We start from the raw sequence: 21,906 nt of genomic DNA, 5'->3' as shown, positions 1-21,906 counted from the left end.
CCGTGTGATTGGGTGATCGCCATCACAGGTGTGTCCGGGGGGTCGGGCACGCCTGAAGGGGTGGGGCGTTCCGAGGAGAGCACGGCGATGCGGTCGATCCGTATGCGGGTTCTGGCGATAAGCGCGGTAGTGGTGGTCGCCGGTGTGGGGGGATGGCAGCTGCTGCCGTCCGACGGACAGAAGAAGGACCCGATCACGGTCGGGACGACGGACGCGATCACGTCCCTGGACCCGGCCGGCGCCTATGACGCCGGATCCTGGGCGCTGTACAGCAACGTCTACCAGTCGCTGCTGACCTTCAAGCCCGGCTCGGCGGTGCCGGTGCCCGACGCGGCCCGCAGCTGCAAGTTCATCGGGCTGAAGCTGATGACGTATCAGTGCGAGCTGCGCGACGGGCTGACGTTCTCGTCCGGCCGCAAGATCACCGCGGCGGACGTCAAGTTCTCCTTCGACCGGGTGCTGAAGATCAAGAGCGATGTGGGCCCGGCCCCGCTGCTCTCCTCCCTCGGGTCGGTCCAGGCCGACGGCGACACCGTCACCTTCAATCTGAAGACCAGGGACGCGACCTTCCCGTCCAAGCTGGCGACCGGTGCCGGGTCGATCGTCGACAGCAGTACGTACCCGGAGAAGTCGCTGCACAAGGGCAACAGCGTGGTCGGCTCAGGTCCGTACCTGCTCAAGTCGTACAAGCGGGGCCAGAGCGCGGTCCTGGAGCCGAACCCCGACTACCGGGGCGCGGTCGGCAAGAAGGGCCTGCCCGTCGAGGTCCGCTACTTCGCCGAGTCCGACCAGCTCAACCAGGCGTGGACGGCCAGGCAGGTCGAGGTGGCGCACCGCCAGATGCCGCCCAAGGTGCTCGCCAAGCTGTCGCCCGGCGACCCGGACATCCGCATCAGCGAGACGCCCGGCGCCGAGACCCGCAACCTGAACATCAACGTCCGGCCCGGCCACCCGCTGGCCAAGACCAAGGTCCGCCAGGCGCTGGCCGCGCTGATCGACCGGCCCGCGCTGGCCGCGTCCGTCTACGGCGGCACGGTCGAGCCGCTGTTCTCGCTGATCCCGCAGGGCTTCACCGGCCACAGCACGGCCTTCTTCGACGCCTACCCCAAGGTGGACGTGGCGAAGGCGAAGGCGCTGCTGAAGTCGGCGGGCGTGCAGACCCCGCTGAGGTTCACGCTCGCCTACCGCAAGCTCGGGGCCAACGGCGCCGAGGCCGAGCTGCTCAAGACGCAGCTGGAGAACGGCGGCCTGTTCGACGTCGACCTGCTCGCCGAGGCCGACTGGGCCAAGATGCAGAAGAACTACGCGGCCGGTGTCTACGACGCGTACACCGCGGGCTGGGTCGCGGACTTCCCGGACCCGGACAACTTCAGCCAGCCGCTCGTCGGCACCGGGAACAGCCTGCACACCGGGTACTCGGACAAGGACGTCGACAGCATCATCCAGCGCACCCAGCAGTACAGCGACCGGGGCCGCACCGCCGACGACTTCAAGGCGCTCCAGGACAAGGTCGCCGAGGACGTGCCGCTGATCCCGCTGTGGCAGGGCAAGGACTACGTGGTGAGCAGCCGCAGCGTCGGCGGCCTCCAGTACCTGTCGGACGGCACGGGCGTGTGGCGGCTGTGGGAGCTGGGCTGGATCTGAGGGGGGCGCTTCGCGGGGCGCGGATGTTCGGCTGCGGGCCGCCTTGGGCTGGTCGCGCAGTTCCCCGCGCCCCTCAAGGGCGCTTCCGGGCCGTGGCCGCCTGGGCCATGCCCGGCAGGAAGTCCGTGAACAGCTCGTGCACCTCGTGGACGAGCGGGCGCAGCACCCGGAAGCGGGCGAGCGCCACGCCGCGCGTGGTGAGCTTGGCGCCGCGCGCGGCCAGCCGGTAGCTGCGCTCGCGGCCCTCGGAGCGGTCGAAGACCCAGTAGAGGACCAGGCCCATCTGGGAGAGCCACATCAACTCGGGCAGTACGTCGACGAGTTCGGCCGGGACCTTGGTCCTCGTCCCCGCCAGCACCTCGCGGTGCACGTCGATGGCCGCCTCGCGGGCGTGCTCGGACTCCGGCGAGAAGGGGCTGAGCGGGCTGTCCGGGTCCGCCGCGTTCTTGAAGAACTGCGCCGCGAACTCGTGGTACGGGGCCGCGATGTCGAGCCAGGCGCTGAGCACCCCGGCCAGGCGCGCCTCCAGATCGGTCTCGTTGTCGAGCACGTCCCGGACCGCGGCCTGGTGTTCGGCGGCGATCCGGTCGTAGAACCCCTGGATCAGATGCTCTTTGCCCGCGAAGTAGTAGTACGCGTTGCCGACCGAGACCCCGGCCTCCTTGGCGATGGCCCGCATGGTCGTCTTGTCGTAACCGAGCTCCTGGAACAGCCGCATGGCGGTCTCCAGGATCAGGGTGCGGGTCTGCTCGCCCTTGGCGGGACTCTGCTCGCTCTGGGGGACCTCGTTCTCTGCTGGCACGCCAAGAGCCTAATCGGCCACGGAACCACCGGTGCCATCAGTCCTGCTTCGGCTCCTGCTTGCGCTGCGCTGCCGCGAGGACCGCCGTCACATCAAGGGTGACCTCGGCGCCGATCGACTCGGGCAGGGTGACGAGCTCGCCGGGGGCGTGGATCCGGTGGGTGTCGTAATCGTCTGCGACTGGGTCGGTCAGGACATGAAGGCGGTTGTGCTTCCGGTCGACGATCACGTAGACCGGAAGCTTGGAGTTCGCGTAGGCGGTGACCTTGGTGCGCAGGTCGGTCTGGTAGTTGCTGGAGGTGACTTCCAGGACGAGGCGGAAGACGATGGGGTCGTAGCAGTTGTTCTCGACGTGGTGGTCCTCGAAGTCGGCGTCGACCACGGCGAGGTCGGGGATGGCGTAGTCCTCGCGGCCTGTCTGGAGCCAGAGGCCGACTCCTTGGAGCACCTTGACCCGCTCGCCGTGCAGCCCCGCCCTCAGGAAAGGGACCATGAGGTCGGTCAGGGCGCGGGCGTGGGCGCCGTCCGGGGGTGGCGACACGAGGATCTGGCCTCCGATGATCTCGACGCGGTGGCCGGGAAGCCGCTCCATGATCTGGTTGGCCTCATCGATCAGAGGCCAGTTGCCAAGGGGTTGCTCAGCGGGTGCTGCGGACATCACGTGCCTCCCTTGGGCTGCTGTCGAGAGCATCATCGTAGGACGGGCGCGCTCCGGCCGGGGATCACGGCGCGTTCACCCGGTCGAGCGAGCGCGCCCCTCCTGACCGGGCGCATGGCCGCGTTCAGGCTTCGGCCCGGGTGAGCGCGGGAGCGTCCTCCACCGGGCGGCCGAAGTGGCGCACCCCCGGCACCGCCGCCGTCGCCAGGCAGGCCCCGCCCACCACCAGCGCGGCGGCCAGCAGCGGCACTTCGGGCCCCCAGGCGTCGGCGGCCAGCGGTGCGAGCGCGTACCCGACGGGCATCGCCGCCAGCGAGAGCAGCCAGTCGTACGAGGTCACGCGGGCCAGGGCGTGGCCGGGGATCGCCGACTGCACCGCCGTCTCCCAGACCGGCGAGAGGAAGCCGAGCCCGAGCTGGGCGATTCCGTACGCGGCGATGACGATCGGCGCCGGGGCGGAGAGCGCGAGCAGGGTGAGCGGCAGGGCGTAGGTGGCCAGGCCCAGATTGGCCGTCAGGATGGGGCGCCTCGGCTTGGCGCGCCCGGCGAGCAGCGAGCCGAGCAGCAGGCCCACCGCGCCCGCCTGCATGAACACCAGCCAGAACGTCTTGCCGTCGAACTCCTCGAAGGCGATGGCGGGTCCCAGCGTCATCAGGACGGCGGCGGCGCCGTTCCAGGCGGAGTGGGCGAACAGGCTGGTCCAGTACCAGTCCCGCGAGCGCATCTCGCCCCAGCCCTCCTTGAGGTCGGCGGCGAGCGAGCGCCGGACCAGCGGCACGTGCCGCACCCGGATCGAGCTCAGCAGGGCCGCGCTGACGGCGAAGGACGCGGAGTCGAGCACGAAGGCCCAGCCGGGTCCGGCGGCCAGGATGAGCACGCCCGCCAGCGCCGGGCCGCCCAGCCGGGTCGCGCTGTTGACCACGCCCATCAGGGCGTTGGCGCGCCGCCGGTTCTCCTCCTCGACCGTGCCGGTGATCAGCGGCGCCATCGCGGGCATGGCGAAGGCGGAGGCGCAGCCGCCGATCGCCTCGGCGAGCGCGATCTGCCACAGCCGGGGGTCCCCGCCGAGCAGTTCGACGCCCACGAAGAGCTGGGTGGCGCAGCGGACGAGGTCGGTGCCGAGCGCGACCGTGCGGGCGTTGAAGCGGTCGCCCATGACGCCGCCGACGGGCAGGAGCAGCAGCTTGGGGACCATCGAGCAGGCGAGCACGATCGCGAGGTCGGCGGTGGACTCGGTCGCCAGGAAGACGGCGAGGGCGAGCGCGGGCGGGATCACGGCGTCGCCGAGCAGGGACAGGGAGCGGCCGATGAAGAGCAGCCGGAACGCGCGCGTGCGCAGGGGATGGGGCAGTGGTGGCATGTCGAGAATCTATTTCGGTACCGAATAATTCGTCAACGAAATATTTGCTGCCGAAGGGGCGGGCCGGGCGGTCGCGTACGTACGATCAAGGCATGGAGCGCGCAGACGGGACCGAGGAGCGGCGGGACTGGACCGACGGGCACGTGGAGCAGTGGCTGCCGGTGCTGCCGGGGCTCGACCCGGTCGTCGAGGGCGCGGTGACCCGGATGAAGAAGCTCTCCGTCCACCTCCAGCGCGTACGGGAGCAGTCCCTGGTCGACTTCGCGCTCGACCGGCCGGAGTTCGACACGCTGCACAAGTTGGCGGGGCGTGGAGGTACGGCGACGCCGTCGCAGCTCGCCACGGATCTCGACCTCGCGCCCGCGTCCGTCACGGGGCGCCTCGACGCGCTGGAGCGGCGTGGCTTTGTACGCCGTACGCCCTCCACGACCGACCGGCGGCGGGTCCACGTCGAGCTGACCGAGTCCGGTCGGGCGACCTGGCGGGGTGCGATGGACATGCTGGGGGACGAGGAGTCGCGGGTGTTGGGAGCGCTGTCGGAAGACGAGCGCGTTCAGCTGAACGACATGCTGCGGCGGATCATGGTGGTCGCGGAGGCGCGTTGACCGCTCCGCGGGGGGCGGCTCTTCACCTGCGGGCCGGTCGGGGCTGGTCGCTCCCCCGAGTTCTCGGCTTCGCTCGAACAGGGGGGACCCCCATCGCGGCGGAGCCGCACAATGTCACAGCCCCGCGCCCCTGTAGGGCGCCCGGTGCCGCGGCGCCCAGGCTGGACACGCGAAGGCCCCGCCTCCCGGGTCGGGAAGCGGGGCCCTCGTCCGTGGGCCGATGCCTCGGCCACGACCGACGGACGGAGTCCGTCGCAGCGTCTCGAAGCCCGGGAGGCCCGCAAGGGCCGAGCGGTGCGAGAGACGCAGGAAGAACTAGAAGCGGCGCGTGATCAGTGCGCGCTTGACTTCCTGGATCGCCTTGGTGACCTCGATGCCACGCGGGCAGGCGTCCGTGCAGTTGAACGTGGTGCGGCAGCGCCACACGCCGTCCTTGTCGTTCAGGATCTCCAGGCGCTGCTCCGCCGCCTCGTCACGCGAGTCGAAGATGAAGCGGTGCGCGTTGACGATCGCCGCCGGGCCGAAGTACTGGCCGTCGTTCCAGAACACCGGGCACGACGAGGTGCACGCGGCGCACAGGATGCACTTGGTGGTGTCGTCGAAGCGCTCGCGGTCCTCGGCGGACTGCAGACGCTCGCGCGTCGGCTCGTTGCCCTTCGTGACGAGGAAGGGCATCACGTCGCGGTACGCCTGGAAGAACGGGTCCATGTCCACGACCAGGTCCTTCAGGACCGTCAGGCCCTTGATGGCCTCGACCGTGATCGGCTTCTCCGGGTTCAGGTCCTTGATCAGCGTCTTGCAGGCGAGCCTGTTCTTGCCGTTGATCCGCATGGCGTCCGAACCGCAGATGCCGTGCGCGCACGAGCGCCGGAAGGTCAGCGAGCCGTCCAGTTCCCACTTGATCTTGTGGAGACCGTCGAGCACGCGCTCCTTCGGGTCGATCTCGACCTGGAAGTCCTGCCAGGTGGCCTCGTCCGAGATCTCCGGGTTGAACCGGCGGATCCGGAAGGTGACCGTGATGTACGGGGAGTCGGCGAAGCCCGCCTCCGCCTTTTCCAGAGTGGGGGTGGCCATCAGTACTTACGCTCCATCGGCTGGTAGCGGGTCTGGACGACGGGCTTGTAGTCGAGTCGGATCGAGTCCTTGCCGCCGTCCGCGACCTCGCGGTACGCCATGGTGTGGCGCATGAAGTTGACGTCGTCGCGGTTGGGGTAGTCCTCGCGGTAGTGACCGCCGCGGGACTCCTTGCGCGCCAGGGCCGACACGGCCATGACCTCGGCCAGGTCGAGCAGGTTGCCCAGCTCGATGGCCTCCAGGAGGTCGGTGTTGAACCGCTTGCCCTTGTCCTGGACCGAGACGTTCTTGTAGCGCTCGCGGAGCTCCGCGATCTTCTCCACGGCCGTCTTGATCGTCTGCTCGGTGCGGAAGACCATGACGTTGGCGTCCATGGTCTCCTGCAGTTCCTTGCGGATCACCGCGACGCGCTCGGTGCCGGTCGACGACAGCAGGTTCTTGACCTGGGTCTCCACCAGCTCCGCCGGGTTCTCCGGCAGCTCGACGAAGTCGTGCTTGGCGGAGTACTCGGCGGCGGCGATGCCGGAGCGCTTGCCGAAGACGTTGATGTCGAGCAGCGAGTTGGTGCCGAGGCGGTTGGCGCCGTGCACCGACACGCAGGCGACCTCGCCGGCCGCGTAGAGGCCCGGGACGACGGTGGTGTTGTCCGCCAGGACCTCACCCTCGACGTTGGTCGGGATGCCGCCCATGGCGTAGTGCGCGGTGGGCTGGATCGGGATCGGGTCCGTGTACGGCTCGATGCCCAGGTACGTCCGCGCGAACTCGGTGATGTCCGGGAGCTTGGCGTCCAACTGCTCCGGCGGGAGGTGCGTGAGGTCGAGGTAGACGTGGTCGCCCTCGGGACCGCAGCCGCGGCCCTCACGGATCTCGGTGTAGATGGAGCGCGAGACGACGTCACGGGACGCGAGGTCCTTCATGACCGGCGCGTACTTCTCCATGAAGCGCTCGCCGTCCTTGTTGCGGAGGATGCCGCCCTCACCGCGGGCGCCCTCCGTCAGCAGGATGCCCATGCGCCAGATGCCCGTCGGGTGGAACTGGAAGAACTCCATGTCCTCCAGCGGCAGACCGCGGCGGTAGCAGGCGGCCTGGCCGTCACCGGTCAGGGTGTGCGCGTTGGAGGTCACCTTGAAGAACTTGCCGGTGCCGCCGGATGCGTAGATCACGGACTTCGCCTGGAAGACGTGGATCTCGCCGGTCGCGAGCTCGTACGCCACCACACCGGCGGACGTCTTGACGCCGTCGACCTCGGTGATGAGCTGGTCGAGCACGTAGAACTCGTTGAAGAACTCCACGCCCTCCTTGACGCAGTTCTGGTACAGCGTCTGGAGGATCATGTGGCCGGTGCGGTCCGCGGCGTAGCAGGACCGGCGGACCGGGGCCTCGCCGTGGTTGCGCGAGTGGCCGCCGAAGCGGCGCTGGTCGATGGTGCCGTCCGGGGTGCGGTTGAACGGCAGGCCCATCTTCTCCAGGTCGAGGACCGCGTCGATGGCCTCCTTCGCCAGGATCTCGGCGGCGTCCTGGTCGACCAGGTAGTCACCGCCCTTGACCGTGTCGAAGGTGTGCCACTCCCAGTTGTCCTCCTCCACGTTGGCGAGCGCGGCGGCCATGCCGCCCTGCGCCGCGCCCGTGTGGGAGCGGGTGGGGTAGAGCTTCGTCAGCACCGCGGTGCGGCTGCGCTTCGTCGCCTCGATGGCGGCGCGCATACCGGCGCCGCCGGCGCCGACGATGACGGTGTCGTACTTGTGGATCTTCATCAGAGAATTCCTCAGTCCCTCAGCCCGTGGCCTAGCGGATGTTCGGGTCGAAGGTGAAGATCACCAGCGTGCCCAGCAGGACGGTGAACACCGTGGCGGTGTAGAGCAGCATCTTCAGCCAGAAGCGGGTGTTGTCCCGCTGCGCGTAGTCGTTGATGACCGTGCGCAGGCCGTTGGCGCCGTGCAGCATCGCCAGCCACAGCATGGCCAGGTCCCAGACCTGCCAGAACGGGTTGGCCCAGCGGCCCGCCACGAAGGCGAAGCCGATCTTGGAGACGCCGCCGTCGAGCACCAGCTGGATGCACAGGTGGGTGACGACGAGGACGACCAGGACGACGCCGGACAGCCGCATGAAGAGCCAGCCGTACAGCTCGAAGTTCGTGCGGGTCGACTTCGGCGTCTTCTTGGTCCGCTTGCGCGGGGCCTCGATGAGCGGCGCGGGGTTGTCGGCGTCGTACAGGCCGGTGGCCTCGACCTCGCCGATCGCGGAAGTGGTTTCGGCAGACATGTCAGTCCTCAGCTCCCGAACAGTTCACGGGCGGCGTGACCGAGCACCGGGTACAGGGCGCCGATCATCAGAACGACCCAGATGCCCACGACGGACCACAGCATCTGCTTCTGGTAGCGGGGGCCCTTGGCCCAGAAGTCCACCGCGATGATGCGGAGACCGTTGAGCGCGTGGAAGAGGATGGCGGCGACGAGGCCGTACTCCAAAAGAGCCACGATGGGCGTCTTGTAGGTAGCGACGACCTTGTCGTAGTCCTCGGGGGAGACACGCACGAGAGCGGTGTCGAGGACATGGACGAACAGGAAGAAGAAGATGAGGACACCGGTGACTCGATGAGCCACCCACGACCACATGCCTTCCCGGCCGCGGTACAGCGTTCCAGCCGGCACGGAAAAACCCTCCGGGAGCGGGGACTAGGGCCGGCCGGCTTGACTGTCGGTCTGACCCGGCCGGGTACGGTCCACCGGCCCCGGTCATCGTAGCGACGAGATGTCGGTTCGTTCGCGCGGGGTCCTCAGGTGTGATCAAACAGGCAATCAATCTGCCACGGACGGGCTACGTCAGGGCCCGGACGGGCCGTCACGGGGCCGGTGGTGGGGGCGGGATCAGCGGGGCGCGCCCGCCGTGTCCGGTTCCGGATGGTTGGTCATGAGATGGGTGAGCCGGGCACGGGCGAGTCGGCGCAGCTCCTCGGCGGCGATGGCCCGCTCCTCGTCCTGCTCGTTGGTCATCCGCACCCGGATGCCCCCGAGCATCTCGTTCAGGAGTTCGGTGGGTCGCCGCCCCTCCAGGCAGATCACGAAGGCGTGCCCGAACCGGCTCTCGTACGCGGCGTGCGCGGCCCGCAGCGCGGTGTGGGCCGCCGACGGGGCCGTGCGGTCGAGGCCCGGCGAGCGCTCGTCGGCGAGCGCCTCGGTGAGGTCGTCGTGCGCGAGGTCGTAGCTGGCCTCGTCGGCCGCGGCGAGCAGTGCGTCCAGATCCGGGTAGGGGCGGTGGGCGGCCACCCGCAGGGCCCAGCGGCGGCTGGCGCAGCAGGCGAGCAGCACGGCTTCGGCCGCCGCCTCGGGAGCGTGGTTGAACCGCGTCAGACCGTCCTCGACCGGCTCGTACGGGTCCGAGATGATCGGGTTGGTGTGGATCTGGCCCGTTACGTCCGGGCGGCCCGTGGAGCGGGGAGTGTGATGAAGTGGCGGCGGTCGCTTCCGGGGGCCGGCGTGGGATTCGCTGGACAGCGTGGGCTCCTCGAACGAACGACGAACGGCGGCCGGCGACGGCTTCGTGCGGGCGCCGGCGGAGAGACAGCAGAGAGGCGGGAGGTGAAGAAGAGGTGGGAGTGCCGCCACGCTATCGAGGCCCGGTGGAGGGTGCCCGACGGTTGCGCGAATTTCACCCGGACGTGAGGGGTGATGTGCGCATGGTGGACGCCTCCCGGGTCCCTCGCCTCGCCTTCGCCGTGGTTGTTCCCGTATGGGAGGATTCTGAGTGATGTCGCAGTCCAGGAGTGCCGGCGGCGCCGACGGCGCCCGTGGTGACCGGACGGCCCGGATCAGCCGGGGCGCCCTGGTGGCACGCGTCGCCCTCGCGGCCGCGGCCGCCCTCGTGCTCACCGTGCTGGTCTGGCCCGAGGACGACACCCACGGCGGCCACGGCGGCCGCCTCGATCCGAAACCCGGTGCCTCCTCCTCGCCCGCCCAGATCTACCCGATCTCCTCGCCGCCCCGCACGATCCCCTCCGTACGGCAGCACGAGCCCGCCCGCGGCCCCGGCTTCCGGCCCGTCGCCGCCACCCGCGTCGTCGTCCCCACCGGCAGCGAGGCGCTCGCGGACGAGGCCCAGCTGCTCGCGGAGGAGCTCGACAAGGAGTACGTGCAGGGCGCGGCGCCCCGGCCCGGCGACATCGAGCTGGCCCTGAACCCGAAGGCCAAGGCCACCCCCGAGTCGTACACGCTGACCGCCCGCGAGCGGACCGTGCGGATCACCGGCCCCGACGAGGCCGGGGTCTTCTACGGCACCCGCACCCTCAAGCAGGCGCTGCGCGACGGCGGGGTGATGCCCGAGGGCGTCGTCGAGGACTGGCCCGACCGCCCGCAGCGCGGCCTCAACCTGGACATCGCGCGCAAGCCGTTCACGGCGGGCTGGATCGAGGCCCGGCTGCGCGAGATGGCCGACCTGAAGATGAACCAGCTCGGGCTGCACTTCTCCGACGACCAGGGCTTCCGGATCGAGTCCGCCTCGCACCCCGAGGTCGTCTCGCGCGACCACCTCAGCAAGCGCGAGGTCGAGCGGATCGTCGCGCTCGCCCGGCGGCTGCACATCGAGGTGGTCCCCGAGATCGACTCGCCGGGCCACCTGGGCGCGGTGATCAAGGCCCACCCCGCCCTCGGGCTGCGCAGCGCCACGGGCCGCACCGTCCAGGGCGCGGTCGACATAGCGAACCCGGAGGCGGCGCGGTTCGTCGACGACCTGCTGCGCGAGTACGCGGACCTGTTCCCCGGCGCCTACTGGCACCTCGGCGGCGACGAGTACCTCGCCCTGATGGCCAAGAACCCGGAGGCCACCTACCCGGGCCTGGCCGCCGCCGCGCGCGCCAAATACGGCCCCAAGGGCGACATAGCGGACCTGGCGACCGGCTGGCTCAACGACCGGGCGGCGGCGCTGCGCCCGTACGGCAAGAAGTTCAAGGCCTGGAACGACGGCTACTTCAAGGGCACCTCCGTCGCCCCCGACCCGGCCCGCGAGGTCGAGTACTGGACCGGCAAGGAGCTCGGCGCCCGCCCGCCGGAGGAGTACCTCGCCGAGGGCCGCAAGACGGTCAACCTCAACGACGAGTACCTGTACTACGTCCTGGGCGAGCCCAACGCCTTCAAGTACCCCACCGGCCGGCGCATCTACCAGGAGTGGACGCCGCTGGTGCTGCGCGGCACCAAGCCCGTCGCCGCCCGCTACTCCGACCAGGTGCTCGGCGCCCGGTTCGCCGTCTGGTGCGACTACGCCAACGCCCAGACGCAGGACCAGGTGGCCCGGGGCATCCGGATGCCGCTGGCCGCCACCGCACAGAAGCTGTGGGACCCGCGCACTCCGGCCCTGGAGTGGGAGGAGTTCAAGGAGCTCGCCGACAAGCTGGGGTGAGGTCCGCCCGGGCCCTCCTTCAGGTCCCACTCCCGGCCCGGCTGTGACAATTCCGGCCGCCCGCGCGCAGAACAGACCATGGGGGACGGGGGCCGGCGGCATGGCCGGATACGGGCCGACGACGCGGAGCTCGGGGCGGCCGTCGCACGTGCCCAGGAGGGGGACGAGCGGGCCTTCGCCGTGGTCTACCGGCTGGTCCACCCGGGGCTGCTCGCCCAGATGCGGGCGCTCGTCGCCGCCGAGGCCGAGGACGTGGCGTCCGACGCGTGGCTGGAGATAGCCCGTGACCTGGCCCGGTTCCGGGGCGACGGGGCGGGCTTCAGGGGCTGGGCCGCGACCATCGCGCGCCACCGCGCCCTGGACCACCTGCGCCGCCAGAAGCGAAGACCGCGCACCGTCGGGCTCGACCAGGAGGCCCTGGAGCTGCCGGGCGGCCAGGACACCGCCGAGGCGGCCCTGGAGTTCCTGTCGACCCGCTGGGCGCTCCAGCTGATCGCCACCCTGCCGCGCGAACAGGCCGAGGCGGTGCTGCTGCGGGTGGTGGCCGGGCTCGACGGCGCGGCGGCGGGGCGGGTCCTCGGCAAGCGCGCCGGTTCCGTACGTACTTCCGCGCACCGGGGGCTGCGGCGGCTCGCCCAAGGGCTCGGGCCGCAGACGGACCGGCCGTGACGGCGGCGGGGCGGCCCAACGGGCGGCGGGCGCGGGGGAGTCGGCGCGGAAGGACGGCCGGGGCCGCCACCCCTGGCTCGACTAACCCACAAAAGGGCCCCTGACCAGGTGTTTCATTGCCTGATCAGGGGCCCTTCGCTGATGTCCTGTGCATCCCCTGTCCAGGCGTTTCTGGCCGCTTCGGACCGCTGTTGGTCATGCGTTGGTCACGTGACCAAGGGCCGATGAAGTGGGGTTCACGCCTCGACTGAGTGAAGTCGGGGCGTAAGAGGGTGGTCGAGTCCCGCCACTCCAAAGAGGAGGGAAGGCGGGGCTTGCGGCCGGGCTAGCGGGACTGCTTGGCGTACTCCACCAGACCAGCCCATGCACCCGGGCGGAGCATGAGTATCGGGCCGGGGTTCTTGCTGTCGTGGACGGGGGCGACCCCGTGAGTCATGGCGTAACTTGGGGCCCATTCAAGGCAGTTGCCGCCCCCGTTGCCGCTGTACGAGGACTTGACCCACTCCATGGGGGAGAGGTCCGGGGTGTTGCTCATGTCGGTAGTGCCTCCATTACGGACCGGACGAACTCCGCCGAATCTCTCGGCGGCAAGACATGTGCTGTAAGCCGATCGTAGGCCCGCCGTCGCTCCGTGACGACCTCTGATTCTTCGAGCAACGTTCCGGTGGTGATGCTCTCCTCGTAGGCAACTTGTGTACCGCCTTCCAGCGTCATGAGCGTGAGCGACCCGCCAACAAGGGCATGGCCGCCGTGCGTGAACGGAAGGACCTGAAGCGTGCTGCTGGGGGTCAGCGCCGACCTGGCCAGACGGGCAAGCTGAACGCGCATCACCGTTGGTCCGCCGAACCCCCGATGCAAGACCGCTTCGTCCAGGATCACGGAGTAGTCCGGCGCAGGCTCACCATCCAACAAGGCTTGACGCCCCATGCGGGCTGTCACGAGCTCGTTGATTGCCTCGGATGAGGCTTTCGGATTGTGCTCAACGAACTGCGCCCGCGCGTACTCCTCGGTCTGCAACAGCCCCGGCACGATCTGGCAGGTGTACTCCTGAATGAGCTGCGCTCTCGCCTCAAGCTCCATGCGACGCCTGAACTGATCAGGGTGAATCTCCTTGCGCGCCAGGGAGTACAGATTCTCAAACAGGCGATCTGTGCCAAACGCAGCGTCCAGCTTGGCGGGTAAGTCTGGCGGGATCATGGACTCAGCCGTTTCGAAACGGGCAAGCGCTGACTTGCTGTACTTCACGATCCCTGCCAGCCGCTCAAGACTCATACCGGCTGCCTCGCGGTGCCGTCGCTGTTCTGAGCCGAAGAGATGATGCGCCGACCTGTCGGGGGTCAGTTCGCGCGCTCTTGCTACCACCGTGCATCCCTCATTTCCCGCGTCGCAGGTTGGGACATGAATCTCTGTCGAGCGTAGCCGCGAAGGGCAACCATTGGAGCACGGACGGTAGTTGATCGGCAGACCAGCGAAGGGCACGGCACCCGACCGTGACCAGCGACACCGCCAGGAGCACCCGCACGCCGGACGATGTGACTGAACTGGTCACTCATATACGGGAGTTCGGCCCCTGGGGGCTAGTGACGTGGCGCCCGCGCGGCGGATTCACTCACCGGGACACCGTGGACCTTCGCGCCGTAGAGGCTGGACTCAGGCGGAAGCTGTGAGCGCCCCTCAGCCGGTCCGGCAGCGCCTGACCCTGATCAAGGTCGGCACCACCGTCTACGACACGGCCACGAACCGCACAGGACGCGTGATGGACCTGTTGTGGTCGTCGCGCGTCGTGCTCCGGCCGCTCAAGGGGGGCACGGAGTGGTGGGCGCATAGCCGGATCCTCCGCCCCCACACTCACCACACCAAGGGGAACTGACCCATGCCCATGGACATGCAGGAATGGCGGGACAGCACCGCCACCGCCGACAACGCCGCCAACGCGTTCCGCGACTTGCTGAGACTGGCGGACGCGCCGGACCGGACGATCAACAGTGTCCGGGGCGCTGCCAGCCACAAGGGTGAGGCGCTGGTGTACATCGGCCACCTGCCCGCCAACGTGGTGGAGCGCCTGGCGGAGCGCGTGTGCCTGGAGGTGACCCCGTGAGGCGGTTACTCACCCGGCTGAGGCGGTCACTCATCCGGCTGGGGTACCGCGCCGAGGACGCCGTCCTTGATGGCGGCCTGCTCCTGGCCATCGCGTACACGAACGCGATCACTGCCACCGTGCTTCTGGGCTGGCTGGGACAGCCCTAGATGACTTCCGCCCTCTCCCGCAGGAGTCCTGATCCACGTGCACGGGGATGGCCGTGGGGAAGGGCGGAGCCCCACCCCCGCGCCATGGCTCTCCAAGTTGGCGAATGGTGCGGTATGGCCCGACCTGTGGCGCCGGAAATCAGAAACGGCGCTGTCGGGCCAGCGACGGTCCCCGGCCGTTCCTGACCCTGGACGGCCGGGGACCCGTTGTCCCACAGATTCCGCCCCTGCCAACGCCGAACCACAATTTTCCCTCGGACCACGGCAGGGGCGGGCAACACGCCTGTCCGGTCGCACGCCCTCATTCCCGTGAAGCGGAGTCGGTTGGACGGGTCCGCAAGTGCACGAGGTGGGACTCCTCCGCTCAAAGGAGTGAACCCCGCTCGAAGCTCAAGTTCGCTGGCAGATGCAGGTGATAGTCCATGGTTCCTAACCCCCTGAGAGGTGACCCGTGGCCTGGATCTGCCCCCACTGCAACACCCCTGAAGGGGTCGCCTACATCCAAAACGAAGGCGGCCTGCACCCGTTTCCCTGCCTGCACTGCAACAAAATGTGCCAGCTGGCCGGGCACCCTGGAGGGAAGGCCGCCGGTGGTGCCCCATGTCGACGCGAACGCTGCTCCGGCTGGGTGTATGACGTCTACACGTTCAACGACACCGGACGCCTGGTCAGCGTGGACCGGCAGGCATGTCAGAGCTGCGGGGAAACCAAGGCAGGAGAGGTGATCCGCAATGGCCCAGATACAGGAAAACCGAGCGTGCCCCACACCCGGATGCAACGGATCCGTCGGTGAGATCTGGGAGACGGACGAACACGGAAACAAGATCCAAAAGTTCAACGTAGTGCCCTGCACTGTTTGTGGCGCGGGCGGCTACTAGAAGCGCACCAGGCCCAGTCTGGGATGGTCTCCGGGCGGGGTCTCGCTGCTTCGTCTGCTGAGCGTCAATGGGGACGGACGGCGAACGTGGCTGGACACCCCAGGCAACATCATCAGTCCCTCACAGTTTCAGGTGCACAAGTTATGGAGCCCCGGTCACTTGACCGGGGCTCTTGTTGTTTATGCGACTACTGCCCCAGGTTGGCGCGCAGCACGGCCCAGGGACTACCGGCCGACTCTGTGACGGTCGCAGTAGCGGAATCCGCAGTGACCTCCCAGCCCTTGTCGCGCCTCTCGTGGAGTCTCACCACATTCATGTCCGCCGCCTGGACGTGAACCTCCCGACGCTGTGGTTCTCCGAGGCGTAGGACCGTGGCAGGCCGCCCCTTCGTGCCCTTCCGCTCCGCCGTCACGTCGTCCATGCCGGACAGCACAGCATCGAGTTCGGCGGCCGGAATCTTTGACGCCCGGATGAGGTCACCCCGCTTGATGGATCCCTGCCGTGCGATGACGGCCCGTACCTTGTCGGCCGCAGTCGCCGTACGGGTCTTGCTCTCGCCTGCCGCAACCAGGGTCGTCACGGACTGGACGCTGTAACGCACGAACGACAGTGCTGCCGACAACATGGCGCCCGTGATCACCGTCGAGCACTCAGAAGCCGCGAGGCAGGCCGCGACCCGCAACGTCTGTTCCTCGGTGCGCTGAACGAACACGGCCTGATGCTCCGGGAGGGAGGCGTTCAGGATGCGCCCGTACCGGCGTACCAGCCTCCACAACAGCTTCGCGTCCGGCCCGAGGGCAATGGTCCTGGGCTTGGCCGTCGCCCACGCGTACGCCTCTGACAAGTCATCGACGTCCGGCGCTGGAAACTCCGGAGCGTCGTCGTCGAGCATCGGCACGGCGCCGATCACGACCGGCAGGAACCGGTTGAAGGTACCGCCCGCCGCTTCCTTCACCGACACGTACTCATTCCAGTCAGACGGAGTGATGTGCCCGTGCATCACCAAAGCCGGTCCATTCACCTCCTGGTGCTCTTCCTTGGTCGTGTTCCGCAGAGTCTTCCCGTCCCACGCGATCCGCAGGTTGGGAGTGAAGGAATGATCCCGCCGGGCACGACGCAGAGACTCCGACCACTCCTCCTCAACCACTAAGGCCCTGACGTCTCGGCCGCTTTCCACTTCTTCAGTGGCTTGCTGGAGGATGGGGACGACAACGCGATCATCTACGTCGACCAAGCGCTGATGAGGGTTCTCAAGATCCAGTGGGAGCGGCAGCAGGCTTGGAAGTCTCAGCTCGGCTCACGCTGGAACGAACAGGGTCTCGTCTTCGCCCGTGACGGGTACATGCTCCGCAACGACGGGCTCAGGCCCGGTGATCCGCAGGACGCCGGACAAGTCAGCGCCAGGTGGCGGACCGTGCGGACTCGCCTGGACCTGCCGAAGGACTTCCGCGTTCACGACTGGCGGCACAGCAAGGTCACCAATGACCTGGAAGCGGGGGAGAACCCCGTAGAGATCTCCGCGAACGTACGGCACGCCTCGCCGGGCTACACCATGAAGCAGTACGGCAAGCGTCGCGTCGAGGGCGCTCTCAGGCTGGCATCTGGGACGGCTCAGCGGATCGGCCTGGGGAACGTCACATGAGGTTCCTGACCCGTTGGTCACGCTGTTGGTCACACGGACTCATCACACACAAGATCTGCGCAGGTGAGAGCGCTAGAGATCGGAAGGACGGCCGGGGCCGCCACCCCCCACAGGAGAGGCCCCGGCCGTCTTCCGTCGGGGCCGTGTGGCGACCCCGTACTCCTCTCAGCGCCATGGCTGCGTTTTCTGTCACACCGCGCTGTGTCAGTGAATTGTTGCGGGTTGTACAAGTAATGGACTTAACCGCCACCCAGGCCGTAGCGTGCTCCTTCGCGCCGGTCGGCGCGGCAGCGATGACCGGCTGCGACACCAGGGCAGGGTGCAGGGAGTGCAGGGGGAAGACGCGGAGCTGACCGCCGCGATACTCGCGGCACAGGGCGGCGACGAGAGCGCGTTCCGTGCTGTGTACCGCGCGGTGCACCCACGGCTGTTCGGCTACACCCGCACGCTCGTCGGCGAGGCCGACGCGGAGGACGTGGCGTCCGAGGCGTGGCTGCAGATAGCCCGGGACATCGAGCGCTTCAGCGGCGACGCGGACCGGTTCCGCGGCTGGGCCGCCACCATCGCCCGCAACCGGGCCCTGGACCACATCCGGATGCGCGGCCGCCGTCCCGCCGTGGGCGGCGACGAGACCGAGCTGACCGGCCGCCCCGCCGACTCGGACACCGCGGGCGAGGCGATGGAGTCCCTCGCCACCGGACGTACGATGGCGCTCATCGCGCAGCTCCCGCAGGACCAGGCCGAGGCCGTGGTGCTGCGGGTGGTGGTCGGGCTCGACGCCAAGAGCGCGGCCGAGACCCTCGGCAAGCGGCCCGGCGCGGTGCGGACGGCCGCGCACCGCGGCCTCAAGCGGCTGGCCGAACTGCTGGGTACGGAGAACGGCCCGGCGGATCTCGGCGGTGTGCCGCCGCAACGGAACCGGTCGTGCGGTGTGACGCAATCGGGCGCGCCGACGCAGAAGGACATGTGATGGCCGACGAGCGCCACGAATGGCTGGACGAGGACGCCGCGGAGCGGTTGCTGCGCGGCGAGAGCGTCGTTCCCGCCGACGACCGCGCCCGCGAGCAGGCCGAACGGCTCTCCGCCGTGCTGCGCGCGCTGGCCGGTCCTGACGTACGGCAGACCATGGATGTCACGGCCGCCCGTGAACTGCCGGGCGAGGCCGCGGCACTGGCCGCGTTCCGCGGCGCCCGCGCCGAGGCCGGCGTCCCCTCCGGCGCCCGGGCCGACACCGTCGTACGGGTCGGTCGCGCCCCCCGTGGCACCCGCGCGCCCCGACGGCTGCGGCCCGTCCGCTTCGGCCTGGCCGCGGCGCTCGCCGGGTGCGCCCTGGGCGGTGTCGCCGTGGCCGCCGGGACCGGTGTGCTGCCGGGGCTCGGCACCGCCGACCCCGAGCCGGTGTCGTCCGTGTCGGCCGCCGCGACCCCGGCGCCGATCGCCTCGGACTCGCCGTCCGCGCGCACCGGCGCCCCCGTCACCCCGCGGTCGCCCGCACCGGGCCGCACTCCGTCGGGCGAGGCCACCACTCCGGGCACCGCCACGCCGGGGTCCGCCGGGACCCCGAGGACGACGCCCGACCCGGCGGCCACCACCGAGGGCCCGAAGGGCGACTGGGCTTCCAAGAAGGTCGAGTACTGCCGCGACTTCCGCTCGGGACGCCTCGACCAGAACCGTCGGCAGCGGCTGGAAATCGCCGCTCTGGGCGCCGCGCGGGTGAAGCAGTTCTGCGACGCCGTGATCGAGGAGGCCGACCGGGGCGGCAAGGGCGGCTCCGGGGGCACGGGCGACTCGGGCGGCAAGGGCGGCTCCGGCGACGACAAGGGGGACGGCCATGGCGGCCGCGGCGGCACCTCCGGCGGCCGTGACGGCTCGGTCCTGAAGCTGCCCACCGTGAGCTGGTCGACGCCGCCCACGAGCGGCTCACCTGCGCTCCCTGGTCTGCCGGGCGTCCCGGGTGCCGGCGACGCCGACCAGAGCGGCGGCCCGGCCCTGCCGCCCGCGGTTCCGGTCGTCCCGCCGACCTCCCACGCGGTCCGGGAGCAGCACCCGCTCGCGCTGCTCGGCGCGGCCGTGACGGGCGCCCACCAGCGGCTCGCACACCGGCTCGACCGACTGGTGTGACACTTTTCGGCCCGCCGACGCAGTAGGAAGTGAGCCGACTGGTCATCGGCGGCGCACAGAGCCGGGGTTCCCCCCGTACCCAAGGCTCGGCGCGAAACGGCGCGGGCGGGACACGTTCCCCCGATCCCGCCCGCGCCCTCTCTCTTCTCGCCGGGCCCCCAGGGGCCCGGCGACCCGATCACCAGTAGATGACGACCTTGTCGTTGACCTTCACCTGGTCGAAGAGCTTGGCGATCTTGGCCTTGTCGCGGACGTTCACACAGCCGTGCGAGGCGCCCGCGTAACCGCGCTTGGCGAAGTCCGACGAGTAGTGCACGGCCTGGCCGCCGCTGAAGAACATCGCGTACGGCATGGGCGTGTGGTAGATCGACGAGACGTGGTTCCTGCTCTTCAGGAACACCTTGAAGGTGCCCTCGCGGGTCGGCGTGTACTGCGAGCCGAACCGCACGTCCATCGACGACAGGACCTTGCCGTTCACCACCCAGTTGAGCGTGCGGGTGGTCTTGCTGATGCACAGCACGCGGCCGGTCATACAGCGCTTGTCCAGCTTGGTCTTCGGCTTGTTGACGGCCTTCCCGGCGAGCTCGTCGCGGGTCGGCTTGGTCGTCATGTCCGCCAGCTTCTGCAAGGTGGCGGTGTCGGCGGAGCCCGTGGTGGGCAGTCCGCGCTTGCCCTGGAAGCCCTTGACGGCGGCGACGGTGACGCTGCCGTACGTACCCGTCGGCGTGTCGTCGAACCAGCCGACCTGGGCGAGCCGGGCCTGGAGCTCCTGGACCTGCGCGCCCTTGGCGCCGGTCGCCATCAGGATCTTCGGGGCGGGCTTGGCGGCGATGGACGGGGCGGACGCGGGGTCGGCCTCGGTGGCGCCGTTGGCGGTGCTGCCGTCGGCCTTGTTGTCGTTCGCGGTGTCGGCGGACGGCGCCGTCGACGGCGCTGCCGCCGCCGGCTTCTGGTCGGCGGCCCCCGACGCCTTGTCCGACTGGGCCCCGCACGCGGCCGTGACGGTCAGCACGGTGGCCGCGGCGAGCGTCCTGGCTATGACAGTGGTGAGATGGATCCGGCGCATCGTCGCCCCCCTGATGATTCCCTCTGGTTGACCCCAGAGACTGTTTCCCGGCCCGAACGGTTGCAAAAAGCCGTCGAGGAAGCGAGGCGGAGAACATGGCGCGCGAGTCGGACGGTGCCCGGCGCACCGAGAGCGGTCTGCCCCTCCACCCGGTGTACGGGCCGGACGCCCTGGACGGGTGGGACGCGGCCCGGCAGCTGGGCGAGCCCGGCGCGTATCCGTTCACCAGGGGCGTCTATCCGACGATGTACACGACACGCCCCTGGACGATGCGGCAGTACGCCGGGTTCGGCACGGCGGCCGAGTCCAACGCCCGCTACAAGCAGCTGATCGCCAACGGCACCACGGGCCTGTCGGTCGCCTTCGACCTGCCCACCCAGATGGGCCACGACAGCGACGCGCCGCTCGCGCACGGCGAGGTCGGCAAGGTCGGGGTGGCCGTCGACTCCGTCGAGGACATGCGGGTCCTGTTCGACGGCATCCCGCTGGGCGGGGTCTCCACGTCGATGACGATCAACGCGCCCGCGGCGCTGCTGCTCCTGATGTACCAGCTGGTCGCCGAGGAACAGGGCGTGCCCGCGAGCGAGCTGACGGGGACGATCCAGAACGACGTGCTCAAGGAGTACATCGCCCGGGGCACCTACATCTTCCCGCCCAAGCCGTCGCTGCGGCTGATCGCGGACATCTTCGGGTACTGCCGGGCCGAGATGCCGAAGTGGAACACGATCTCGATCTCCGGCTACCACATGGCCGAGGCGGGCGCCTCGCCCGCGCAGGAGATCGCGTTCACGCTGGCGGACGGCATCGAGTACGTCCGTACGGCGGTCGCGGCCGGGATGGACGTGGACGACTTCGCCCCGCGCCTGTCGTTCTTCTTCGTTTCCCGTACGACCCTGCTGGAGGAGGTCGCCAAGTTCCGTGCGGCGCGGCGGATCTGGGCGCAGGTGATGCGGGAGGAGTTCGGCGCGAAGGACCCCAGGTCGTGGATGCTGCGCTTCCACACCCAGACGGCCGGGGTGCAGCTGACCGCCCAGCAGCCCGAGGTGAACCTGGTCCGGGTCGCCGTGCAGGGCCTGGCGGCGGTGCTCGGCGGCACGCAGTCGCTGCACACGAACTCCTTCGACGAGGCGATCGCGCTGCCCACGGACAAGAGCGCGCGGCTCGCTCTGCGTACGCAGCAGGTGCTCGCGTACGAGACGGACGTGACGGCGACCGTCGACCCGTTCGCGGGGTCGTACGTGGTCGAGTCCATGACCGACGACGTGGAGGCGGCGGCGCTTGCGCTGATGCGGCGGGTGGAGGACCTGGGCGGGGCCGTGAGTGCGATCGAGCGCGGGTTCCAGAAGGGCGAGATCGAGCGCTCGGCGTATCGGATCGCTCAGGAGACCGACAGCGGGGAGCGGGTGGTGGTCGGGGTCAACCGGTTCCGGTCGGAGGCGGAGGAGCCGTATGAGCCGTTGCGGGTGGATCCGGCGATCGAGGCTCGGCAGGCGGCCCGGCTCGCCCGTCTGCGTTCCGAACGCGACTCGGTGGCCGTTGCCTCGGCGCTGGGCGAGCTGCGGTCCGCCGCGGGGGGTTCGGGGAACGTTTTGTACCCCATGAAGACCGCGCTGGCCGCTCGCGCGACGGTGGGGGAGGTGTGCGGGGCGCTCCGGGAGGTTTGGGGCAGCCATGTCCCTCACGAGGTGTTCTGAGGCCGTGGGTCGCCTGCGGGCCGGTGGGGGCTGAGCGCGCAGTTCCCCGCGCCCC

Annotated in this window: 23 protein-coding genes; 11 read left to right on the top strand and 12 right to left on the bottom strand. The window is 69.6% G+C overall.

The window, feature by feature from the left end:
• Window positions 1-87: 87 nt before the first annotated feature.
• Window positions 88-1,644 (top strand): ABC transporter substrate-binding protein, encoded by a 1,557-nt coding sequence (locus QIY60_RS09115; RefSeq protein WP_283141960.1) that lies wholly within the window; start codon window positions 88-90, stop codon window positions 1,642-1,644.
• Between the two features lie 73 nt (window positions 1,645-1,717).
• On the opposite strand, the gene QIY60_RS09110 is transcribed toward QIY60_RS09115, so the two are convergent.
• The 3 genes from QIY60_RS09110 to QIY60_RS09100 all read right to left on the bottom strand — a co-directional run bounded on the left by QIY60_RS09110 (window position 1,718) and on the right by QIY60_RS09100 (window position 4,464).
• Complete coding sequence (locus QIY60_RS09110; protein WP_283141959.1) at window positions 1,718-2,446, bottom strand: TetR family transcriptional regulator; 729 nt, start codon at window positions 2,444-2,446, stop codon at window positions 1,718-1,720.
• 37 nt (window positions 2,447-2,483) lie between these two features.
• On the bottom strand, window positions 2,484-3,104 hold the full coding sequence (locus QIY60_RS09105; RefSeq protein ID WP_283141958.1) for a Uma2 family endonuclease: 621 nt from the start codon (window positions 3,102-3,104) through the stop codon (window positions 2,484-2,486).
• Window positions 3,105-3,228: 124 nt separating this feature from the next.
• Entirely contained in the window at window positions 3,229-4,464 is a 1,236-nt protein-coding gene (locus tag QIY60_RS09100) for an MFS transporter (RefSeq protein ID WP_283141957.1), read from the bottom strand.
• Window positions 4,465-4,556: 92 nt separating this feature from the next.
• Between QIY60_RS09100 and QIY60_RS09095 the strand changes: the two genes are divergently transcribed.
• Window positions 4,557-5,069, top strand: a complete 513-nt coding sequence (locus QIY60_RS09095; protein ID WP_283141956.1) for a MarR family transcriptional regulator — start codon at window positions 4,557-4,559, stop codon at window positions 5,067-5,069.
• 315 nt (window positions 5,070-5,384) lie between these two features.
• Here the strand turns inward: QIY60_RS09095 and QIY60_RS09090 are convergent, their stop codons facing one another.
• The 5 genes from QIY60_RS09090 to QIY60_RS09070 form a co-directional block, all read right to left on the bottom strand.
• Window positions 5,385-6,143 carry a succinate dehydrogenase iron-sulfur subunit gene (locus QIY60_RS09090; protein WP_283141955.1) on the bottom strand — a complete coding sequence of 253 codons (759 nt, stop codon included), beginning with the start codon at window positions 6,141-6,143 and terminating at the stop codon, window positions 5,385-5,387.
• Complete coding sequence (gene sdhA, locus QIY60_RS09085) at window positions 6,143-7,897, bottom strand: succinate dehydrogenase flavoprotein subunit (RefSeq protein WP_283141954.1); 1,755 nt, start codon at window positions 7,895-7,897, stop codon at window positions 6,143-6,145. Before sdhA ends, QIY60_RS09090 begins: the two co-directional genes overlap by 1 nt.
• Before the next feature lie 31 nt (window positions 7,898-7,928).
• The gene (locus QIY60_RS09080) at window positions 7,929-8,405 is read right to left on the bottom strand and encodes a succinate dehydrogenase hydrophobic membrane anchor subunit (protein ID WP_101389719.1); all 477 of its coding nucleotides are present in this window, start codon (window positions 8,403-8,405) and stop codon (window positions 7,929-7,931) included.
• An 8-nt stretch (window positions 8,406-8,413) separates the two neighbouring features.
• The gene (gene sdhC, locus QIY60_RS09075; RefSeq protein WP_188276263.1) at window positions 8,414-8,794 is read right to left on the bottom strand and encodes a succinate dehydrogenase, cytochrome b556 subunit; all 381 of its coding nucleotides are present in this window, start codon (window positions 8,792-8,794) and stop codon (window positions 8,414-8,416) included.
• Window positions 8,795-9,010: 216 nt separating this feature from the next.
• Window positions 9,011-9,544 carry a 2-oxo-4-hydroxy-4-carboxy-5-ureidoimidazoline decarboxylase gene (locus tag QIY60_RS09070; protein WP_283145869.1) on the bottom strand — a complete coding sequence of 178 codons (534 nt, stop codon included), beginning with the start codon at window positions 9,542-9,544 and terminating at the stop codon, window positions 9,011-9,013.
• A 346-nt stretch (window positions 9,545-9,890) separates the two neighbouring features.
• On the opposite strand from QIY60_RS09070, the gene QIY60_RS09065 reads away from it, so the two are divergent.
• The gene (locus tag QIY60_RS09065) at window positions 9,891-11,534 is read left to right on the top strand and encodes a family 20 glycosylhydrolase (protein ID WP_283141953.1); all 1,644 of its coding nucleotides are present in this window, start codon (window positions 9,891-9,893) and stop codon (window positions 11,532-11,534) included.
• Between the two features lie 78 nt (window positions 11,535-11,612).
• Window positions 11,613-12,203 (top strand): RNA polymerase sigma factor, encoded by a 591-nt coding sequence (locus QIY60_RS09060; RefSeq protein ID WP_283141952.1) that lies wholly within the window; start codon window positions 11,613-11,615, stop codon window positions 12,201-12,203.
• Between the two features lie 325 nt (window positions 12,204-12,528).
• On the opposite strand, the gene QIY60_RS09055 is transcribed toward QIY60_RS09060, so the two are convergent.
• Together QIY60_RS09055 and QIY60_RS09050 are read right to left on the bottom strand one after the other, a co-directional pair.
• A complete protein-coding gene (locus QIY60_RS09055; protein ID WP_283141951.1) occupies window positions 12,529-12,738 on the bottom strand; it encodes a DUF397 domain-containing protein in 210 nt (69 codons plus the stop codon).
• On the bottom strand, window positions 12,735-13,565 hold the full coding sequence (locus QIY60_RS09050) for a helix-turn-helix transcriptional regulator (protein ID WP_283141950.1): 831 nt from the start codon (window positions 13,563-13,565) through the stop codon (window positions 12,735-12,737). Before QIY60_RS09050 ends, QIY60_RS09055 begins: the two co-directional genes overlap by 4 nt.
• Before the next feature lie 301 nt (window positions 13,566-13,866).
• Between QIY60_RS09050 and QIY60_RS09045 the strand changes: the two genes are divergently transcribed.
• The 3 genes from QIY60_RS09045 to QIY60_RS09035 are packed head-to-tail and all read left to right on the top strand — an operon-like array spanning window position 13,867 to window position 14,450.
• The gene (locus QIY60_RS09045; protein ID WP_283141949.1) at window positions 13,867-14,073 is read left to right on the top strand and encodes a hypothetical protein; all 207 of its coding nucleotides are present in this window, start codon (window positions 13,867-13,869) and stop codon (window positions 14,071-14,073) included.
• A 3-nt stretch (window positions 14,074-14,076) separates the two neighbouring features.
• Entirely contained in the window at window positions 14,077-14,301 is a 225-nt protein-coding gene (locus QIY60_RS09040) for a hypothetical protein (RefSeq protein WP_283141948.1), read from the top strand.
• A complete protein-coding gene (locus QIY60_RS09035; protein ID WP_283141947.1) occupies window positions 14,298-14,450 on the top strand; it encodes a hypothetical protein in 153 nt (50 codons plus the stop codon). Before QIY60_RS09040 ends, QIY60_RS09035 begins: the two co-directional genes overlap by 4 nt.
• Window positions 14,451-15,515: 1,065 nt before the next feature.
• Here the strand turns inward: QIY60_RS09035 and QIY60_RS09030 are convergent.
• Window positions 15,516-16,562, bottom strand: a complete 1,047-nt coding sequence (locus QIY60_RS09030; protein WP_283141946.1) for a DUF3987 domain-containing protein — start codon at window positions 16,560-16,562, stop codon at window positions 15,516-15,518.
• Between the two features lie 6 nt (window positions 16,563-16,568).
• On the opposite strand from QIY60_RS09030, the gene QIY60_RS09025 reads away from it, so the two are divergent.
• The 3 genes from QIY60_RS09025 to QIY60_RS09015 all read left to right on the top strand — a co-directional run bounded on the left by QIY60_RS09025 (window position 16,569) and on the right by QIY60_RS09015 (window position 19,091).
• Window positions 16,569-16,970, top strand: coding sequence for a hypothetical protein (locus tag QIY60_RS09025; protein ID WP_283141945.1), 402 nt, complete (start codon window positions 16,569-16,571; stop codon window positions 16,968-16,970).
• Between the two features lie 328 nt (window positions 16,971-17,298).
• Entirely contained in the window at window positions 17,299-17,940 is a 642-nt protein-coding gene (locus tag QIY60_RS09020; RefSeq protein WP_283141944.1) for an RNA polymerase sigma factor, read from the top strand.
• On the top strand, window positions 17,940-19,091 hold the full coding sequence (locus QIY60_RS09015; RefSeq protein ID WP_283141943.1) for a hypothetical protein: 1,152 nt from the start codon (window positions 17,940-17,942) through the stop codon (window positions 19,089-19,091). The genes QIY60_RS09020 and QIY60_RS09015 overlap by 1 nt, the downstream gene beginning before the upstream one ends.
• A gap of 178 nt (window positions 19,092-19,269) precedes the next feature.
• Here QIY60_RS09015 and QIY60_RS09010 read toward each other — a convergent pair whose 3' ends face one another.
• Window positions 19,270-20,157 (bottom strand): L,D-transpeptidase family protein, encoded by an 888-nt coding sequence (locus QIY60_RS09010; RefSeq protein WP_283141942.1) that lies wholly within the window; start codon window positions 20,155-20,157, stop codon window positions 19,270-19,272.
• 95 nt (window positions 20,158-20,252) lie between these two features.
• On the opposite strand from QIY60_RS09010, the gene QIY60_RS09005 reads away from it, so the two are divergent.
• Window positions 20,253-21,851, top strand: coding sequence for a methylmalonyl-CoA mutase family protein (locus QIY60_RS09005; protein ID WP_283141941.1), 1,599 nt, complete (start codon window positions 20,253-20,255; stop codon window positions 21,849-21,851).
• Window positions 21,852-21,906 lie beyond the last annotated feature (55 nt).

The sequence above is a fragment of the Streptomyces sp. BPTC-684 genome (assembly GCF_030028635.1).
Taxonomy (GTDB): domain Bacteria; phylum Actinomycetota; class Actinomycetes; order Streptomycetales; family Streptomycetaceae; genus Streptomyces; species Streptomyces noboritoensis.
The sequence above is the reverse complement of the archived record's forward strand: the minus strand, read 5'-3'. Positions and strand labels throughout refer to the sequence as shown.

Coding starts and splice junctions, on each gene's coding strand:
- QIY60_RS09095 (WP_283141956.1), top strand. CDS start 4,557: ATGGAGCGCGCAGACGGGACCGAGGAGCGGCGGGACTGGACCGACGGG.
- QIY60_RS09080 (WP_101389719.1), bottom strand. CDS start 8,405: ATGTCTGCCGAAACCACTTCCGCGATCGGCGAGGTCGAGGCCACCGGC.
- QIY60_RS09015 (WP_283141943.1), top strand. CDS start 17,940: ATGGCCGACGAGCGCCACGAATGGCTGGACGAGGACGCCGCGGAGCGG.
- sdhA (WP_283141954.1), bottom strand. CDS start 7,897: ATGAAGATCCACAAGTACGACACCGTCATCGTCGGCGCCGGCGGCGCC.
- QIY60_RS09105 (WP_283141958.1), bottom strand. CDS start 3,104: ATGTCCGCAGCACCCGCTGAGCAACCCCTTGGCAACTGGCCTCTGATC.
- QIY60_RS09040 (WP_283141948.1), top strand. CDS start 14,077: ATGCCCATGGACATGCAGGAATGGCGGGACAGCACCGCCACCGCCGAC.
- QIY60_RS09005 (WP_283141941.1), top strand. CDS start 20,253: ATGGCGCGCGAGTCGGACGGTGCCCGGCGCACCGAGAGCGGTCTGCCC.
- QIY60_RS09010 (WP_283141942.1), bottom strand. CDS start 20,157: ATGCGCCGGATCCATCTCACCACTGTCATAGCCAGGACGCTCGCCGCG.
- QIY60_RS09055 (WP_283141951.1), bottom strand. CDS start 12,738: ATGAGCAACACCCCGGACCTCTCCCCCATGGAGTGGGTCAAGTCCTCG.
- QIY60_RS09060 (WP_283141952.1), top strand. CDS start 11,613: ATGGGGGACGGGGGCCGGCGGCATGGCCGGATACGGGCCGACGACGCG.
- QIY60_RS09025 (WP_283141945.1), top strand. CDS start 16,569: ATGAGGGTTCTCAAGATCCAGTGGGAGCGGCAGCAGGCTTGGAAGTCT.
- QIY60_RS09090 (WP_283141955.1), bottom strand. CDS start 6,143: ATGGCCACCCCCACTCTGGAAAAGGCGGAGGCGGGCTTCGCCGACTCC.
- QIY60_RS09065 (WP_283141953.1), top strand. CDS start 9,891: ATGTCGCAGTCCAGGAGTGCCGGCGGCGCCGACGGCGCCCGTGGTGAC.
- QIY60_RS09115 (WP_283141960.1), top strand. CDS start 88: ATGCGGTCGATCCGTATGCGGGTTCTGGCGATAAGCGCGGTAGTGGTG.
- QIY60_RS09100 (WP_283141957.1), bottom strand. CDS start 4,464: ATGCCACCACTGCCCCATCCCCTGCGCACGCGCGCGTTCCGGCTGCTC.